Consider the following 16,414-nt stretch of genomic DNA (forward strand, 5'->3'; position numbering starts at 1 on the left):
ATGCTGTTCGCCAATTCTCAACTGGCTCACATCCATTGTGCAAAAACGTTCACTCCACTGGGACGACCTGCTGACCCTGTCCACGCTGATCCGCACCGGCAACTATTCGGCCTGCGCCCGCGAGCTGGAGGTCACGCACGCCACCGCGATCCGCCGCATCCGGCGGCTGGAGACAGCCCTTGGCAAGCCCGTGGCAACCCGCACCAATGGCGCGTTCGCGCTCTCGGCAGCCGGCCGCTCGGCGCTCGCCGCGGCGCAGCAGATGGAGAGTTCGGCGCAGCGCTTGCTGCGCGAAGTGGAGGATGCCGGCAGCGGTGTCTCCGGCGTGGTCAGCATCGCCTGCACCGCGGCGCTCGGCAGCCACTTCCTGACACCACGCATGTTCGGGCTCTATCGCGCGCACCCGCAACTTGAGGTCAGGCTGGAAACGGACAACCGCATCGCCAGCCTGGCGCGGCGCCGCGCCCACATCGCGGTGCGGCTGGCGCGGCCGCAGGAAAGCGACGCCATCGCGCAGCGCGCGGGCAGCATGGGCTTTGGCCTGTATGCGCCGGTACGGCCGGCCGACGCCGGCCCGTGGCGAGAGCAGGATCTCGCCGCCGCGCCATTGTGCGGGCTGCTGGACGAAGGCCTGGCGCTGCCGGAATCCGAATGGACGCGCACACTGGCAGCGCGCACGGGGTTCCAGTCGAACAACCTGCTGGCCGTGCGCGAGGCGATTCGCAGCGGCCTGGGCATCGGCCTGCTGCCGCACTACCTGGCGCGGGACGATTCCCGGCTCGCGCTGGTGCGCGAGGTGCCGGAGGTGGTACGCGAGATCTGGCTGGCTTATCCGCAGGAGTTTCGCGGCGCTTCCCGGTTCCGGCCCGTGATCGACTGGCTGGCCGGGGAATTGCGGCAATGCCCGTGAGCCACGGAACCTGTTGAAAACGCAGAGGCAGGCAGTATAGTTGCCTGAAGCATGCCCGCCCCACGGGCTCGCGCACGGTGCTGTCGGCAGGCCGCCACCGGCCGCCGATGGCACGGGGAGCTTCACCATGGATCGGGATTCACCGGCAAAGCTGGACGCAGGCGCGCTCGGGCTGGGCGAATCCGTCGTCATGGGCGTGGCGGGCACGGCGCCCGCCTTCAGCCTGGCGGCCACCACCGCCACCCTGGTCGCGACGGTGGGTGGCCTGGCGCCGGCCAGCCTGCTGTACTGCGGCCTGATCATGTTCGGCGTGACGCTGTCCTACCAGCAACTGAACCGGCTGCAGCCCAGCGCTGGCGCCTGCTACACCTGGGTCTCCGAGATCTTCCATCCGGTGCTTGGCTTCTTCGCGGGCTGGACGCTGCTGGTGGCGTCGGCGGTATTCATGGTGTCCGGCACTATTCCGGCCGCCACCGCCACCCTGCTCCTGATCGATCCGGCGCTGGCGGAGCGACCGCCCGTGGTGACGCTGGTCGCCGCAGGCTGGCTGCTGGCGGTGAGCGTCGTCGTGGTCAAGGGGATCAAGCTGACCAGCTACACCCAGGTGGCGATGACGCTGCTCGAAGTCGGGGTGCTGGCAGCGATTGTGCTCGCTGCCCTGCTGCGCGCGCCGCTGCCGCTTGCCCACCCGCTCTCGCTGGCCATGCTGTCGCCATTCAGCTTTTCGCCGCAGCTGTTTGCCAATGGGGCGCTGGTTGCGCTGTTCTTCTTCTGGGGCTGGGACGTGACGGCGAACCTGACCGAGGAAACGCGCGATCCGGCGCATGCGCCCGGGCGCGGGGCATTGATGGCGATGGTCATCGTGCTGGCACTCTTCATGACCTTCGTCATCGCCAGCCAGGCTGTGCTGAGCGACCAGGAGATCCGCAGCGCCGGCACCAACGTGGTGTTTGCGCTTGCCGCGCGGCTGTTTCCGCGGCCGTGGGACTACCTGGCCGTGCTGGCCGTCATGCTCAGCACCGTTGGCACACTGGAGACCTCGATCCTGCAGTTCACCCGCACGCTCTACGCCAAAGGCCGCGATGGCCTGCTGCACCCGCGCTATGCCGAACTGCACCGCACCTGGCGCACGCCGTGGGTAGCCACCGCGGTCATCGCATCGTTTGGCTTGCTGCTGCTGGCGCTGTCCGCGTACTTCAACAGCGTGGGCCAGATCATCCAGGACTCGGTCAATGCCATCGGCTTCCAGGTGGCGTTCTACTACGGGCTGGCCGGCTTCGCCTGTGCCTGGCACTGCTGGCGCGAAGCCGCCCGGACACCCGGCAGGCTGTTGCTGCTAGTACTTTGGCCCGCTTGCAGCGCTGCGTTCCTGTGGTTCATCGGGCTGTACAGCATCCCCAGCTTCGACCTGGCCACGCGGGTGGTAGCGCTGGGCGGCATCGCGGTTGGCGTGGTGCCGCTGTGGATCAACCGACGCCGGCTGCACGCCGCGCGCGGGGCGCTCAGGGCACCGGGCCCGTGACATGCCTGGGGCCGCCTAGGCGGTCACGGATGCCGTCAACAAGTCCGCCGCGGCCTCGATACGCTGCGGCGCGCCGAACAGCCGCGCCACCACCAGCCCGCTTTGCAGCGCGCCAAACACCGCTTGCGCCAGCGCCTGCGGTGGGATCGGCAAGGCCTTGTGCTGCACGGCCTGCGCGGTTTCCAGCAGGCGAGTGAGCCAGGTCTCGTTCAGGCGGTAGAAATCCTTGAGGATGCGGTGCACCGATTCCGGCAGGAACGCAGCTTCCGTGGACAGCATACCCACCAGGCAAATGGCGTCGCCGCCCGCGGTGGCCAGCCAGGGCGCCAGGTAGGCGCGAGCCTGCTCGTCCACCGGCAGGCTGGTGTCGATGTCGCGCACGCGCGCCGAGCTGCGGGCGCTGTACTCCGTCACCGCCGCCTGCACCAGGTCCTCCTTGGAGGGAAGTGGTAGTGGATGCTGGAGGTCTTGACCCCTACCCGCTCGGCAAGGTCCCGGTAGCTGAATCCATTGAAGCCCCGCTGCCGCACCAGCACCAGGGTGTGCTCCAGCAGTTGATCGCGTACGGATTGGGTAGTCATGGCATTCCTCCGCCTTTCGGCGGGCCCTCGAAACCGCGGCAATGGCAAAGAGCCGGCGTTACCGGCTCTTTGCGTGCGTCACCGCATTCATCGGATTAAAGATTGATTCGCCGCGTGTTCGGCATCTCGCGTAGCTCAGGCGTTGGCGCCTTCGGTGAACACATCGAACTTGCCGGTACGTGCACCATCGGTATAGGCGTCCACGCTACGGGCCGGGCTGGCCGACACGCCGGTACGATCCAGGCCGGCGACGATACGGGCGCCATCGGTGTACGGGTCGAACTTGCCAGTACGTGCACCATCCGTGTAGGCATCCACGCTGCGCGCCGGGCTGGCCGACACGCCGGTACGATCCAGGCCGGCGACGATACGGGCGCCATCGGTGTACGGGTCGAACTTGCCGGCACGGGCGCCATCGGTGAACTGATCAACGGAACGCGACGGCGAGGCCGAGACGCCGCTGCGGTCCAGGCCAGCCACGATGCGGGCACCGTCCGTGTACGGGTCGGCCTTGCCAACGCGCGCACCTTCGGTGAACGGGTCGAACTTGCCGGTGCGGGCACCGTCGGTGAAGGCGTCACGGGTGGTGGTGCGGAACTCGTAGCCGTACTTGTCACTGGAAAAAGTGCTGTCCTTGGGGCCCGAGGCCTGGGCCGTGCCGGCCACAAAGGCAGCAGCAAGGGCGGCGGCGGTGATGAGGGTCTTGGCGAAGAGGTTCGAGGTCATGATGTTCTCCATTTGCATTTGAGGACCCGCGCTTGGGCGGAATCGAATCGGTACGCTTTGGAACCTTCGTTCTTCTTGTTTGTTATCTACTAGTAGATAGATAAGCTGGCCAAAAAAACGGGGATTCCCCGGGTGCTGCGCTGGATCCTCTTTCCTGCTTCAGCTTTCCTTGCTGGGGCGGAGCAGTGGCTTCCATGTCGTGAATATTATCTACTGGTAGATAGACAGTCAAGGAGATTTTCAGAAAATCTTTGATGTCTACGGGGCATCACACACGGCAAAAGAAAAACGGCGGCACAGGGCCACCGTTTTTCACCGCTGCAAGGGGACGCTTACCGCACCTTCCCTTCCTTCCACGCTTGCAAGAGCTTCTCGTAGGCGATGGTCTCGCCCTTCGGCTTCTCGTTGGCCAGCTTCTTCCATGGCGCATGCTCATCCGACAGCCATTTGGCGGGATCGCTCTTGGCGTTCAGCTTGGGCGCGCAGTTTGTCATGCCGGCGCGCTGCAGCCGCCCCATCACCTGGTCCATTTCCTCGGCCAGGTTGTCCATCGCGGACTGCGGCGTCTTCTCGCCGGTCACAGCGGTCGCCACGTTCTTCCACCACAACTGGGCCAGCTTGGGATAGTCGGGCACGTTGGTACCGGTGGGCGTCCACGCCACCCGTGCCGGGCTGCGATAGAACTCGATCAGGCCGCCATACTGCGCGGCATTCTTGGTGAGGTACTCGTGATGGATGTCGCTGTCGCGGATGAAGGTCAGGCCGGTGAGCGACTTCTTCAGCGATACCGTCTTGGACGTCACGAACTGCGCGTAGAGCCAGGCTGCCGCGAGGCGGTTGGGATCGGTGTTCTTGAAGAAGGTCCAGGACCCCACGTCCTGGTAGCCGTTCTGCATGCCCGGCTTCCAGTACGGGCCATAAGGCGACGGCGCCATGCGCCATTTCGGCGTGCCGTCCGCGTTGACCACCGGCAGGCCCTTCTTGGTCATGTCGGCGGTGAAGGCCGTGTACCAGAAGATCTGCTGCGCCACCTGCCCTTGCGCCGGCACCGGGCCGGCTTCGGAGAAGGTCATGCCCATGGCTTGCGGCGGCGCGTACTTCTTCATCCAGTCGATGTACTTGGTGAGCGCATAGACCGCGGCCGGGCTGTTGGTGGCGCCGCCGCGCGAGACCGATGCACCTTCCGGCGTGCACTTGTCAGCGCCAACACGGATGCCCCATTCGTCGACCGGCATGCCATTCGGCAGGCCCTTGTCGGCCGACCCGGCCATCGACAGCCAAGCGTCGGTAAAGCGCCAGCCGAGCGACGGATCCTTCTTGCCGTAGTCCATGTGGCCGTAGACCTTCTTGCCGTCGAGATCCTTGACGTCGTTGGAGAAGAAGTTGGCAATGTCCTCGTAGGCCGACCAGTTGGTGGGCACGCCCAGGTCATAGCCGTACTTGGCCTTGAACTTGTCCTGCAGGTCCTTGCGTGCGAACCAGTCGGCACGGAACCAGTACAGGTTGGCGAACTGCTGGTCGGGCAACTGGTAGAGCTTGCCGTCCGGCGCGGTGGTGAACTTGGTGCCGATGAAGTCCTTCACATCCAGCCCGGGATTGGTCCACTCCTTGCCGGCTCCGCTCATGTAGTCGGACAGCGGCAGGATGGCGCCATAGCGGTAGTGCGTGCCGATCAGGTCGGAGTCGGAGATCCAGCCGTCATAGATCGACTTGCCGGACTGCATCGAGGTCTGCAGCTTCTCCACCACATCGCCTTCCTGGATGATGTCGTGCTTGACCTGGATGCCGGTGATTTCCTCGAAGGCCTTGGCCAGCGTCTTGGATTCGTACTCGTGGGTCGTGATGGTCTCCGAGACCACGCTGATCTGCGTCACGCCCCTCGCCTTGAGCTTGGCGGCAGCGTCCATGAACCACTTCATTTCTGCGAGCTGCTTGTCCTTGGAGAGCGACGACGGCTGGAACTCGCTGTCGACCCACTTCTTGGCCTCGGCCTCGCCTGCCCAAGCGGCGTGGCCGCAGGCAAGCGCCGCCGCGCAGGCCAGCGCCGTCATGCCCAATTTCACGTGCACCTTCATGAACGTCTCCTCGAAAATCCCCCTCCCTGCTCTTTGTCTGGGTCGCGGTCCGGGGAAGGTGCAGGCCGCTATGCCCATTGACGAAAAATCCGTCGCTTTATTCTTGTCGGTCTTGTCGGATCAGGGTGCGCGACCCGCGCGGCTCAGCCCTTGCGCATCACCAGGCCCAGCGCAAGCATCGAGAGCACCAGGCTGATCCAGATCGAAGGCTCCTCCGCCAGGGAGAACCACGCCATCATCTTCTCGCCCAGGCCCACCCACGCCAGGTTGATCCAGGCTGCGCACATCAGGCCGATGAACAGGCGGTCGCCGCGGGTGGTGGCGATGGGCAGGAAGCCCTTGCGCTCCATGGTGGGGGCGCGCGTCTCCCACATCGTCATGCCAACCAGCATCACCGCGACGCTGATGAAGAACACGGCCACCGGGGTGGTCCATACCATCCAGCTGAACATGGCATCCTCTCCTTACACGCGGCCCATCGCGAAGCCTTTCGCGATGTAGTGCCGGACAAACCAGATCACGATGCCGCCGGGCACGATGGTGAGCACGCCGGCCGCGGCCAGCACGCCCCAGTCCATGCCGGAGGCCGACACCGTGCGCGTCATGGTGGCAACGATCGGCTTGGCGTTGACCGAGGTCAGTGTGCGCGCCAGCAACAGCTCCACCCAGCTGAACATGAAGCAGAAGAAAGCGGCCACGCCCACGCCAGCCTTGATCAGCGGCAGGAAGATGGTGATGAAGAAGCGCGGGAAGGAGTAACCATCCACATAAGCCGTCTCGTCGATCTCGCGCGGCACGCCGGACATGAAGCCCTCCAGGATCCACACCGCCAGCGGCACGTTGAACACCAGGTGCGCCAGCGCCACGCCAAGATGCGTGTCCATCAGGCCCATGGTGGTATAGAGCTGGAAGAACGGCAGCAGGAACACCGCCGGCGGCGTCATGCGGTTGGTCAGCAGCCAGAAGAAGACGTGCTTGTCGCCGATGAACCGGTAGCGCGAGAAGGCATAGGCCGCGGGCAGCGCCACCGTGATGGAGATCACCGTGTTCATCGCCACGTAGACCATCGAGTTGATGTAGCCCGAGTACCAGGACGGATCAGTGAAGATGGTCTTGTAGTGCTCCAGCGTGACATCGTTTGGCCACAGCGACAGCGTGGAAACGATCTCCTCGTTGGACTTGAACGACATGTTCAGCATCCAGTAGATCGGCAGGATGGCGAAGATCAGGTACACCACCAGGAACACCGCGCGCCAGTAGGTGGTGCTTTGCTTGGCTTCACGTTTGGCTTCACGCATTGGGCATGTCCTCGCTGCCGGCGGTGCCCGCGCGCTGCATCCAGTTGTAGAGGATGAAACACATGAGCAGGATGATCAGGAAGTAGACGATCGAGAATGCCGCGGCCGGGCCCAGGTCGAACTGGCCCACGGCCTTCTGCGTGAGGTATTGCGACAGGAACGTGGTGGCGTTGCCGGGCCCGCCGCCGGTCAGCACGAACGGCTCGGTGTAGATCATGAAGCTGTCCATGAAGCGCAGCAGCACGGCGATCATCAGCACGCCGCGCAGCTTGGGCAGCTGGATGTAGCGGAACACCGCCAGCCGCGAGGCGCCGTCGATCTGCGCGGCCTGGTAGTACGCGTCGGGAATCGCGCGCAGGCCGGCGTAGCACAGCAGCGCCACCAGCGGCGTCCAGTGCCACACGTCCATCACCAGCACCGTGAACCACGCGTCCACCGCGCTGCCGGTGTAGTTGTAGGCAAAGCCCATGCCGGCAAGCGCTGCGCCCAGCAAGCCGATGTCGGTGCGCCCGAAGATCTGCCAGATCGTGCCGACCACGTTCCATGGAATCAGCAACGACAGCGCGATCACCACCAGCACCGCCGACGCCTTCACCCCCTTGGCCGGCATCGACAGCGCCAGCAGGATGCCAAGCGGGATCTCCACTGCCAGCACCGCCAGCGAGAAGCCGAGCTGGCGCAGCAGCGCGTCGTGCAGCTCGCCATCGCGCAGCACGGTGCGGAACCATTCGGTGCCGACGAACACGCGCCGCTCAGGCGAGATGATGTCCTGCACGGAGTAATTGACGATGGTCATCAGCGGCAGGATGGCGGAGAACGCCACGCACAGGACCACCGGGATGACCAGCAGCCAGGCCTTCTGGTTGACGGGCTTCAGCGTGCTCATGCCACCAGCTCCTCGTTGACGTAGTAACAGGTATGACGGTTGAACACGGACAGCCACACGGTCTCGCCCGCCTGCAGCGCCGCGCCCTCGTTGCCGAGCCGGCCGCGCACGGTGGCCGCCTGGCCGCTGGCATCCTGCACGGTGGCGGTGACCAGCCAGTAGGTGCCGATGTCCTGCGCGCGCTCAACGCGCGCGGGCACGGCCTGCGGATCGGTGCTCGCGGCCAGGCGCAGGTACTCGGGGCGCACGCCGACCTTGAAGCTGCCGGCCGCCTGCAAGGCCGTGGCGACCGTGGGCGCGAACTCGGGCATATAGCGCCGCCCGGCAATTTCGATAGCGCCATCGCGCCATGTTCCCGCCAGGAAGTTCATGCCCGGCGAGCCAATGAAGTTGCCGACGAAGGTATGCGCCGGGCGCTCGAACAGCGCATCGGCCGGCCCCACCTGTACCGCCTTGCCGCGCGACATCACCACCACCTGGTCGGCAAAGGTGAGTGCCTCGGTCTGGTCATGCGTGACGTAGATCAGCGTCAGCCGGAACTCGTGGTGAATCTCCTTGAGCTTGCGGCGCAACTGCCATTTCAGGTGCGGATCGATCACCGTGAGCGGCTCGTCGAACAGGATGGCCGATACGTCCTGGCGCACCAGCCCGCGCCCGAGCGAGATCTTCTGCTTGGCATCGGCCGCCAGGCCGCTGGCGCGGCGGTCCAGCGACGCGGACAGGTCCAGCATCTCGGCCACGCGGCCCACGCGCTCCTTCACCTGGGCCGCGGGCACGCCGCGGTTGCGCAAGGGGAAGGCCAGGTTCTCGCCCACCGTCATGGTGTCGTAGATCACCGGGAACTGGAACACCTGGGCGATGTTGCGCGCCTGCGGCGTGGCCGCGGTCACGTCGCGGCCATCGAAGGAGACGGTGCCGTGCGATGGCCGCTGCAAGCCGGAAATGCAATTGAGCAAGGTGGTCTTGCCGCAGCCGGAGGGCCCGAGCAAGGCGTAGGCGCCGCCGTCATTGAACGTGAACTTCAGCGGCAGCAGCGCGTAGTCCTCGTCGGCTTGCGGATCGGGCCGGTACGAATGGGACAGGTCGAGGTCGATGCGTGTCATCTCAGGCTCCCAGCTCGGCAGTGGCGGGTGCGGAGGCGATCCTGAGCGGCCGGCTGGGCGCATGGATGCGCATGCCGGCGGCGTCGAACAGGTAGAGCTGCGCGGGATCCAGGTGCAGGGTGAGCGGCGCGCCCAGTTCCAGGTCGACCACCCCCGGAAACTGCGCCACCAGGTTGCCGACCGGGGAGTCCATATGCACGAAGGTGTCCGACCCGGACAGCTCGGCCAGCGCCACCCGGCCCGCCACCGGCACGGAGCCGGGCGCGGCGTCCAGGCGCAACGCACCGGCCCGCACCCCGACCGTAACCGTGCCGCCGTGCCCCCTGCCCCGGGCAAGGGCACGACGATGCCGCCCGGCAGCGTGACCGCGCCGGCCAGCAGGTTGCCGGCCATCAGGTTCATGGGGGGATCGCTGAAGGCACGCGCCACGCGCAGCGAGGCGGGATAGTGAAAGACCTCCGGCGTGGGCCCGTACTGCAGCAGCTCGCCGGCGTCCAGCACCGCGGTGTAGCCGCCCAGCAACAGGGCCTCGGCCGGCTCCGTGGTGGCATAGATCACGGTGGCATTGCCATGCGCGAAAAGCTGGGTCAGTTCCTCGCGCAGCTCTTCGCGCAGCTTGTAGTCCAGGTTGACCAGGGGCTCGTCGAGGAGCATCAGCGGCGCGCCCTTGGCCAGCGCGCGCGCCAGCGCCACGCGCTGCTGCTGCCCGCCGGAGAGCTCGGCGGGAACGCGGTCGAGCAGGTGCTCGATATGCAGGCGGGTGGCCAGCGCCCTCACCTGTCCATCGATATCCTTGGAGCGCCGCAGCTTGAGCGGCGAAGCAATATTGTCGAAGACGGTCATCGACGGGTAGTTGATGAACTGCTGGTAGACCATCGAGACGTTGCGCTCGCGCACCGGCATGCCGGTCACGTCGATACCGTCCACCTCGACCCGGCCGGCACTGGGCCGGTCCAGTCCCGCCATGACCCGCATCAGCGAGGTCTTGCCAGCCTGGGTGGCACCTAGCAGGATGGTCACCGCGCCCGGCACGGGTGTCAGCGACATGGGATATAGATACGCCTGCGAGCCTGCTTGCTGGGCGATGCCTTCCAATCTGAGCTGCATCGAGTCTCCGATTTCGAATGCCACATACATCACATTTACAACAATGATGCAAACGCACAAATCTTTGCTTCCCGCTCGTTTTAGAACAAAAACGAACAGAAAACAATCGTGCACTGCATCATTTGTTTTCGTTTGTGTTTGAACTAGAATGCGGGTATGACGCTAAATCCACGCCAGACCGCCCTGCTGGAAGAGGTTCGCAGCCAGGGCTTCGCTTCCATCGACGAACTTGCGCGCAAGTTCGGGGTGACCCTGCAGACCGTACGCCGGGACGTCAACCTGCTGGCTAAAGGCGGCATGCTGGCGCGCTTTCACGGTGGCGTGCGGGTGGAGGGCTCCACGGTGGAGAACATCGCCTATCGCCAGCGCCAAGGGCTCAATGCCGAGGGCAAGGCCCGCATTGCGCGGGCGGTGGCCAGCGCCGTGCCCGAGGGTTGCTCGTTGATCCTGAATATCGGCACCACGGTCGAGGAAATCGCGCGCGAGCTGATGCATCACCGCGGCCTGCGCGTGATCACCAACAACCTGAACGTGGCGAGCATCCTGGCCGACAACCCCGATTGCGAAGTGATCGTCGCCGGCGGCGTGCTGCGCTCGCGCGACCGCGGCATCGTGGGCGAGGCCACGGTGGAGTTCATCAGCCAGTTCAAGGTGGATATCGGCCTGATCGGCATCTCGGGCATCGAGGCCGACGGCACGCTGCGCGACTACGACTTTCGCGAAGTGAAGGTAGCGCGGACCATCATCGAGCATTCGCGCGAAGTCTGGCTGGCGGCGGACGCCAGCAAGTTCAACCGGCAGGCCATGGTGGAACTGGCGCACGTCTCGGAGATCGACCGGCTCTTTACCGACCAGCCGCTGAAGCCGCCGTTCGAGAGCATGCTGGAAGAAAGTGGAGTGCGCTGTGTGGTCGCGCAGGCCTGAGAGCGGCCAGCCACGGCGCCGGCTCCCCTGCGGGCGAGGCGGTGCCGGCGCGACTGGCGCCGGGCACCGGGTGGAGGGCTTGCTTGCGGGATTACTTGAAAACGACGGTCTTGTGGCCGTTGAGCAGGATGCGGTGCTCGGCATGCCATTTGACGGCACGCGCCAGCGCCACGCATTCCACGTCGCGCCCCACCGCGGTGAGCTGCTCGGGGTCCATGCTGTGATCCACGCGCTCGATTTCCTGCTCGATGATCGGGCCTTCGTCCAGCGCAGCCGTCACGTAGTGGGCGGTGGCGCCGATCAGCTTCACGCCGCGGTCATGCGCCTGGTAGTAGGGCTTGGCGCCCTTGAAGCTGGGCAGGAACGAGTGATGGATATTGATGGCGCGGCCGGCCAGCTTGCGGCACAGGTCGTCGGACAGCACCTGCATGTAGCGCGCCAGCACCACCAGGTCGATGTTCTGCTCGCGCACGATCTCGAACACCTTGTTCTCCTGCGCGGCCTTCTGCTCGGCCGAGGCGTTCATCATCGGCAGGTGGAAGAATGGGATATCGTACGACGCGGCGAGCTGGTAGAAATCGCGGTGGTTCGACACGATGGCGGCGATCTCCACCGGCAGGCCGCTGGCCTTGGCGCGGAACAGCAGGTCGTTCAGGCAATGGCCGATCTTCGACACCATGATCATCACGCGCGGCTTGACGCTGGCATCGAACAGGTCCCACTGCATGGCGAACTGATCGCCGATCGGCGCGAAGGCGGTCTTCAGCGTGGCCAGGTCCGGGCCGCCGGCGGCCGGCGTGAAATGCACCCGCATGAAAAAGCGGCCGGTGAATTCATCGCCGAACTGGTCGGAGTCGACGATATTGCAGCCGTGCTGGAACAGCAGGCCCGAGACGGCGTGGACGATGCCCGGCTGGTCCGGGCAGGAAATGGTGAGAATGAATCCGGTATTGCTCATCGTGTGTGGTTGTGTCTAGTGCGCGCCGATCAAGGGCGGGGGCTGCCGGGGGCGCTCCAGCCGCGGCGGTTGAGCGCATCCAGCGTCACCAGGGTCGCGTCGACCGTCATGGCGCCATCCGCCATGATAGCAAGCAATGCCTCCGGCTCGATACGCCGGTGCTCGGCCACCTCCCCGTCGCGGTTATGCGGCACGAAATCCGGCGGCAGCAACAGGTCGTACACGTACACGGCCTCCCACTGCACGCCCTCGGGGATTTCACGCAGCACTTCGATCACGCCATGGGCTTCGGCGCGCTGCGCCAGTTCGGGCGCAATGCCTGACTCCTCGTCGCACTCGCGCACCAGCGTGGCGAGCGGATCGCTGCCGTGCGGCATGCCGCCGGCTACCAGGTTGTCCCACATGCCGGGGTCGACCGCCTTGGCGGCGCTGCGCCGCGAAATCCACAGCGCGCGATCGCCGGCAATGACGCCGTTCATGTGCGAGGCAAAGGTCAGCAGCCCGAGAAAGCGCGCCGCCGCGCGCTCGATCACCGCGAAGGCCGGCGCCGCGAGTTCCGGCGTGACGGCGAACAGCTCGTCGCGCCAGCCGCGCACATGGCCGGCATCCGCCAGCCAGTGCGCCAGCACCTTCAGCGCGGCGCTGCGAGCGGGGCATCGCCACAGTCCGGCAGCAGCGCCACGCTGCCATCGCGCGGCTCGCCCAGCACGGCCGGCACCGCGTCCTGCGCGCGCAGGATGCGCGCATGCACGCGCGGCAGCCAGCCCACCTGGCGGCCTTCCACAGTCAGGCGCAAATGCGCGCCGGCATCGAAACGGCTGCGCGCCGCAAGCGAAGCGGCAACGCGGGACACGACGGGGTTCTGGCTGGCGGGCAAGGTATCGGACATGAAGGATCCTGGCGGCCGGCAAGGCACGCCTGCAATGGTTAATGCAATGGTAAAAGCAGTCAATCCAGGACAAGACGCATGAAGCAAAATCAGCCTTCGGGCCTGCCGCAATTCGTGCTGGCGCTCGACCAGGGCACCAGCAGCTCGCGCGCGATCCTGTTCGATCACGCCGGCAACGTGGCACAGGTCGCGCAGCGCGAATTTCGCCAATATTACCCGCACCCCGGCCATGTCGAGCACGATCCCTACGAGATCTGGCAGTCGCAGCTGGCGGTGGCGCACGCCGTGCTGAACGACGCCGGCGTCGCGGCCAGCCAGGTGAGCGCCATCGGCATCACCAACCAGCGCGAGACCACCGTGCTGTGGGACCGCCAGACCGGCGAGCCCATCGGCCGCGCGCTGGTCTGGCAGGATCGCCGCACCGCGCCGATGTGCGAGGCGCTGCAGGCCGACGGCCACGGCGAGCTGTTCCGCGACAAGACCGGCCTGATCATCGACGCCTACTTCTCCGGCACCAAGCTGCGCTGGATGCTGGACAACACCGAGGGCGCGCGCGAACGCGCGGCGCGTGGCGAGCTGGCGTTCGGCACGGTCGACAGCTGGCTGATCTGGCAGTTGACGGACGGCAAGCGCCACGTCACCGATGTCTCCAACGCGTCGCGCACGATGCTGTTCAACATCCACACCTTCCAGTGGGACGATGCCCTGCTCGACCTGCTGGACATCCCACGCAGCTTGCTGCCCGAGGTGGTGCCCTCCAGCGGCGAGGTGGCGCGCACGGCGCTGCGGCTGTTTGGCGCCCAGATCCCGATTGCGGGCATCGCCGGCGACCAGCAGGCCGCCACCTACGGGCAGGCCTGCCTGTCGCCGGGCATGGCCAAGAACACCTACGGCACGGGCTGCTTCCTGCTGATGAACACGGGATCGCAGCCGGTCACTTCGCATAATCGCCTGCTCACCACCATTGGCTGGCAACTGGGCGGCGCCACGACTGCCGCCAGCCGCACGCAATATTGCCTGGAAGGCGGCGTGTTCATGGGCGGCGCCACCATCCAGTGGCTGCGCGACGGGCTGCAGATCATCAACAGCGCGCCCGAGGTGGAGCCGCTGGCGCGCCAGTGCGACGATACCGAAGGCGTGGTGCTGGTGCCGGCCTTTGCCGGCCTGGGCGCGCCGCACTGGGACCCGTTCGCGCGCGGCACGCTGGTCGGCCTCACACGCGGCACCGGACGCCCGCACATTGCGCGCGCCGCGCTGGAGTCGATCGCGCTGCAGAGCGTGGACGTGCTGGACGCCATGCAAAAGGACGCCGGCATCTCGCTGGCCGAGCTGCGCGTGGACGGCGGCGCGTCGCGCAGCGACCTGCTGATGCAGATGCAGGCCGATCTGCTCGGCACGGCCGTGGTCCGCCCGCGCGTGACCGAGACCACCGCGCTTGGCGCCGCCTACCTGGCGGGACTGGCCACCGGCTACTGGAGCGGCGAGGACGAGATCGCCAGCCAGTGGCAGGTGGAGCATCGCTTCGAGCCCAACCTGTCGGCCGATGCGCGCGAATACCGGCTCTGGCGCTGGCATCGCGCGGTAGAGCGCGCACGCGACTGGGCGCGGGAGGACGGCGCGCCACCGCATTCGGCAAACTGAGCGCGGGCTGACCACCGCACGCGCCACATACGTATCAGCATCACCGCGACACGCATTCGCATCAAACAAGGAATCATGCAGACACTGCACACTCCCATCCTGCCGCCCGACCGCGCCACCCTGCTCGCCACCCTCGAGCGCGAGCCGAAGTGGGATGTCATCGTCATCGGCGGCGGCGCCACCGGCCTGGGCACGGCGGTGGACGCCGCCTCGCGCGGCTACCGCACGCTGCTGGTGGAAGCCGCCGACTTCGCCAAGGGCACCTCCAGCAAGGCCACCAAGCTGGTCCACGGCGGCGTGCGCTACCTCGCGCAGGGCAATATCGGCCTGGTGCGCGAGGCGCTGCATGAGCGCGGCCTGCTGGCCCGCAACGCGCCGCACCTGGTGTGGCCGCTCGGTTTCGTGGTGCCGGCCTACCAGCTGTTCGACCAGCCCTTCTACGGCATCGGCCTGAAGCTTTACGACATGCTGGCCGGCGGGCTCAACCTGTCCGGCAGCCGCTGGCTCAACCACCGCGAAACGCTGGCGGCGGCACCGACCCTGGCCGAGCACGTGGGCGGGCGGCCCTGCGCGGCGGCAACCTGTATTTCGACGGGCAGTTCGATGACGCCCGCCTGGCCATCGCGCTGATGCGCACGCTGTTCGACGTGGGCGGCACGGCCATCAACTACCTGCGCGTGAGCGGGCTGTCGCAGCGCAACGGCGTGATCGACGGCGTCACCGTGAAGGACGTGCTGGGCGACGCCAGCTTCGACCTGAAGGCGTCCTGCGTGATCAACGCCACCGGCGTGTGGGTCGATGCCGTGCGCCAGATGGAAGACGGCCAGGCGCGCAGCATGGTGGCTCCCAGCCAGGGCGTGCACCTGACCTTGCCGCGCAGCTTCCTGCCCGGCGACCGTGCCATCCTGATCCCCAAGACCGACGATGGCCGCGTGCTCTTCGTCGTCCCCTGGAACGGCCACACCATCATCGGCACCACCGATACGCCGCGCAAGGACCTGCCGCTGGAGCCGCGCGCCGGCGCCGACGATGTTGATTTCATCCTGGAGACCGCCACACGCTACCTCTCGCGCGCGCCAACCCGCGCCGACGTGACCAGCGTCTGGGCCGGCCTGCGCCCGCTGGTCAAGGCCACCGGCGAAGCCTCCACCGCCTCGCTCTCGCGCGAGCACACCATCCTGGTGTCCAAAGCCGGCCTGATCACCGTCACCGGCGGCAAGTGGACCACCTACCGCAAGATGGCCGAGGACGTGGTGGGCACGGCCATCCAGCGCCAGATGCTGCCGGCCGCGCCCTGCGTGACCGCGCAACTGCCATTGCACGGCGCGCAAGGCTTGCCCGCGAAACTGACTGCGCCCGCCAGCGGCTCGCCGGACCGTTACTACGGCAACGAGGTCGGCATGCTGCACGCGCTGCCCGGCAACGAGGAAATGCTGGTGCCCGGCGCCGGGCTGACTGCTGCCCATGTGCGCTTTGCCGCGCGTTTCGAACTGGCACGGCGGGTCGAGGACGTGCTGGCACGCCGCAATCGCGCGCTGTTCCTGGAAGCCAGCGCCGCCTGCGCGGCAGCACCCCGGGTGGCCGAGATTCTGGCCGAGGAGCACGGCCACGACGCCGCCTGGCAAGCGGCCGAGATAGCCAGCTTCCGGGAGCTGGCAAGCGGCTATATGCTGGCCTGAGGGGCGGCACGCGGCAGGGATGCCACCCGGCCGCGCGTCCCGTGGGGAATACGGCGTCATGACCGGGTCTGCCTCATCAGCGTCTAGCGACCGAGCTAGCTACCGAGCTGGCTAC

The 16,414-nt window shown here is 66.6% G+C and carries 11 protein-coding genes and 4 pseudogenes; 5 read left to right on the forward strand and 10 right to left on the reverse strand.

The features are described 5' to 3' along the window. Positions 1-37: 37 nt before the first annotated feature. Together OMK73_RS20575 and OMK73_RS20580 are read left to right on the forward strand one after the other, a co-directional pair. A complete protein-coding gene (locus OMK73_RS20575) occupies positions 38-910 on the forward strand; it encodes a LysR family transcriptional regulator (protein ID WP_267603739.1) in 873 nt (290 codons plus the stop codon). 127 nt (positions 911-1,037) lie between these two features. Further along, positions 1,038-2,432, forward strand: coding sequence for an APC family permease (locus tag OMK73_RS20580; protein ID WP_267603740.1), 1,395 nt, complete (start codon positions 1,038-1,040; stop codon positions 2,430-2,432). A gap of 15 nt (positions 2,433-2,447) precedes the next feature. Here OMK73_RS20580 and OMK73_RS20585 read toward each other — a convergent pair. The 8 genes and pseudogenes from OMK73_RS20585 to OMK73_RS20620 form a co-directional block, all read right to left on the reverse strand. Then, positions 2,448-3,013 (reverse strand): annotated as a pseudogene (locus OMK73_RS20585) (TetR/AcrR family transcriptional regulator). Between the two features lie 135 nt (positions 3,014-3,148). Further along, on the reverse strand, positions 3,149-3,739 hold the full coding sequence (locus OMK73_RS20590) for a copper resistance protein CopQ (RefSeq protein ID WP_267603741.1): 591 nt from the start codon (positions 3,737-3,739) through the stop codon (positions 3,149-3,151). 332 nt (positions 3,740-4,071) lie between these two features. Beyond that, the gene (locus OMK73_RS20595; RefSeq protein WP_267606449.1) at positions 4,072-5,802 is read right to left on the reverse strand and encodes an ABC transporter substrate-binding protein; all 1,731 of its coding nucleotides are present in this window, start codon (positions 5,800-5,802) and stop codon (positions 4,072-4,074) included. 155 nt (positions 5,803-5,957) lie between these two features. Continuing rightward, the gene (locus OMK73_RS20600) at positions 5,958-6,266 is read right to left on the reverse strand and encodes a DUF2160 domain-containing protein (protein ID WP_043347723.1); all 309 of its coding nucleotides are present in this window, start codon (positions 6,264-6,266) and stop codon (positions 5,958-5,960) included. Positions 6,267-6,278: 12 nt separating this feature from the next. Continuing rightward, positions 6,279-7,112, reverse strand: a complete 834-nt coding sequence (locus tag OMK73_RS20605; protein WP_267603742.1) for a carbohydrate ABC transporter permease — start codon at positions 7,110-7,112, stop codon at positions 6,279-6,281. Next, positions 7,105-7,998 carry a carbohydrate ABC transporter permease gene (locus OMK73_RS20610; protein ID WP_043347729.1) on the reverse strand — a complete coding sequence of 298 codons (894 nt, stop codon included), beginning with the start codon at positions 7,996-7,998 and terminating at the stop codon, positions 7,105-7,107. Before OMK73_RS20610 ends, OMK73_RS20605 begins: the two co-directional genes overlap by 8 nt. Continuing rightward, the gene (locus tag OMK73_RS20615; protein ID WP_267603743.1) at positions 7,995-9,101 is read right to left on the reverse strand and encodes an ABC transporter ATP-binding protein; all 1,107 of its coding nucleotides are present in this window, start codon (positions 9,099-9,101) and stop codon (positions 7,995-7,997) included. The genes OMK73_RS20610 and OMK73_RS20615 overlap by 4 nt, the downstream gene beginning before the upstream one ends. Before the next feature lies 1 nt (position 9,102). Continuing rightward, a pseudogene (locus OMK73_RS20620) lies at positions 9,103-10,208 on the reverse strand (ABC transporter ATP-binding protein). 156 nt (positions 10,209-10,364) lie between these two features. Between OMK73_RS20620 and OMK73_RS20625 the strand changes: the two are divergent. Next, entirely contained in the window at positions 10,365-11,132 is a 768-nt protein-coding gene (locus OMK73_RS20625; protein ID WP_267603744.1) for a DeoR/GlpR family DNA-binding transcription regulator, read from the forward strand. A gap of 91 nt (positions 11,133-11,223) precedes the next feature. Here OMK73_RS20625 and purU read toward each other — a convergent pair whose 3' ends face one another. Together purU and OMK73_RS20635 are read right to left on the reverse strand one after the other, a co-directional pair. Further along, the gene (gene purU / locus OMK73_RS20630; RefSeq protein WP_267603745.1) at positions 11,224-12,090 is read right to left on the reverse strand and encodes a formyltetrahydrofolate deformylase; all 867 of its coding nucleotides are present in this window, start codon (positions 12,088-12,090) and stop codon (positions 11,224-11,226) included. A 29-nt stretch (positions 12,091-12,119) separates the two neighbouring features. Continuing rightward, a pseudogene (locus OMK73_RS20635) lies at positions 12,120-12,979 on the reverse strand (DUF4743 domain-containing protein). A 78-nt stretch (positions 12,980-13,057) separates the two neighbouring features. On the opposite strand from OMK73_RS20635, the gene glpK reads away from it, so the two are divergent. Together glpK and OMK73_RS20645 are read left to right on the forward strand one after the other, a co-directional pair. After that, positions 13,058-14,620, forward strand: a complete 1,563-nt coding sequence (glpK, locus tag OMK73_RS20640) for a glycerol kinase GlpK (protein WP_267603746.1) — start codon at positions 13,058-13,060, stop codon at positions 14,618-14,620. A 75-nt stretch (positions 14,621-14,695) separates the two neighbouring features. Further along, a pseudogene (locus OMK73_RS20645) lies at positions 14,696-16,299 on the forward strand (glycerol-3-phosphate dehydrogenase/oxidase). The last annotated feature ends 115 nt before the right edge of the window (positions 16,300-16,414 follow it).

Source organism: Cupriavidus sp. D39, from assembly GCF_026627925.1.
GTDB classification, from domain to species: Bacteria; Pseudomonadota; Gammaproteobacteria; order Burkholderiales; family Burkholderiaceae; genus Cupriavidus; species Cupriavidus ulmosensis.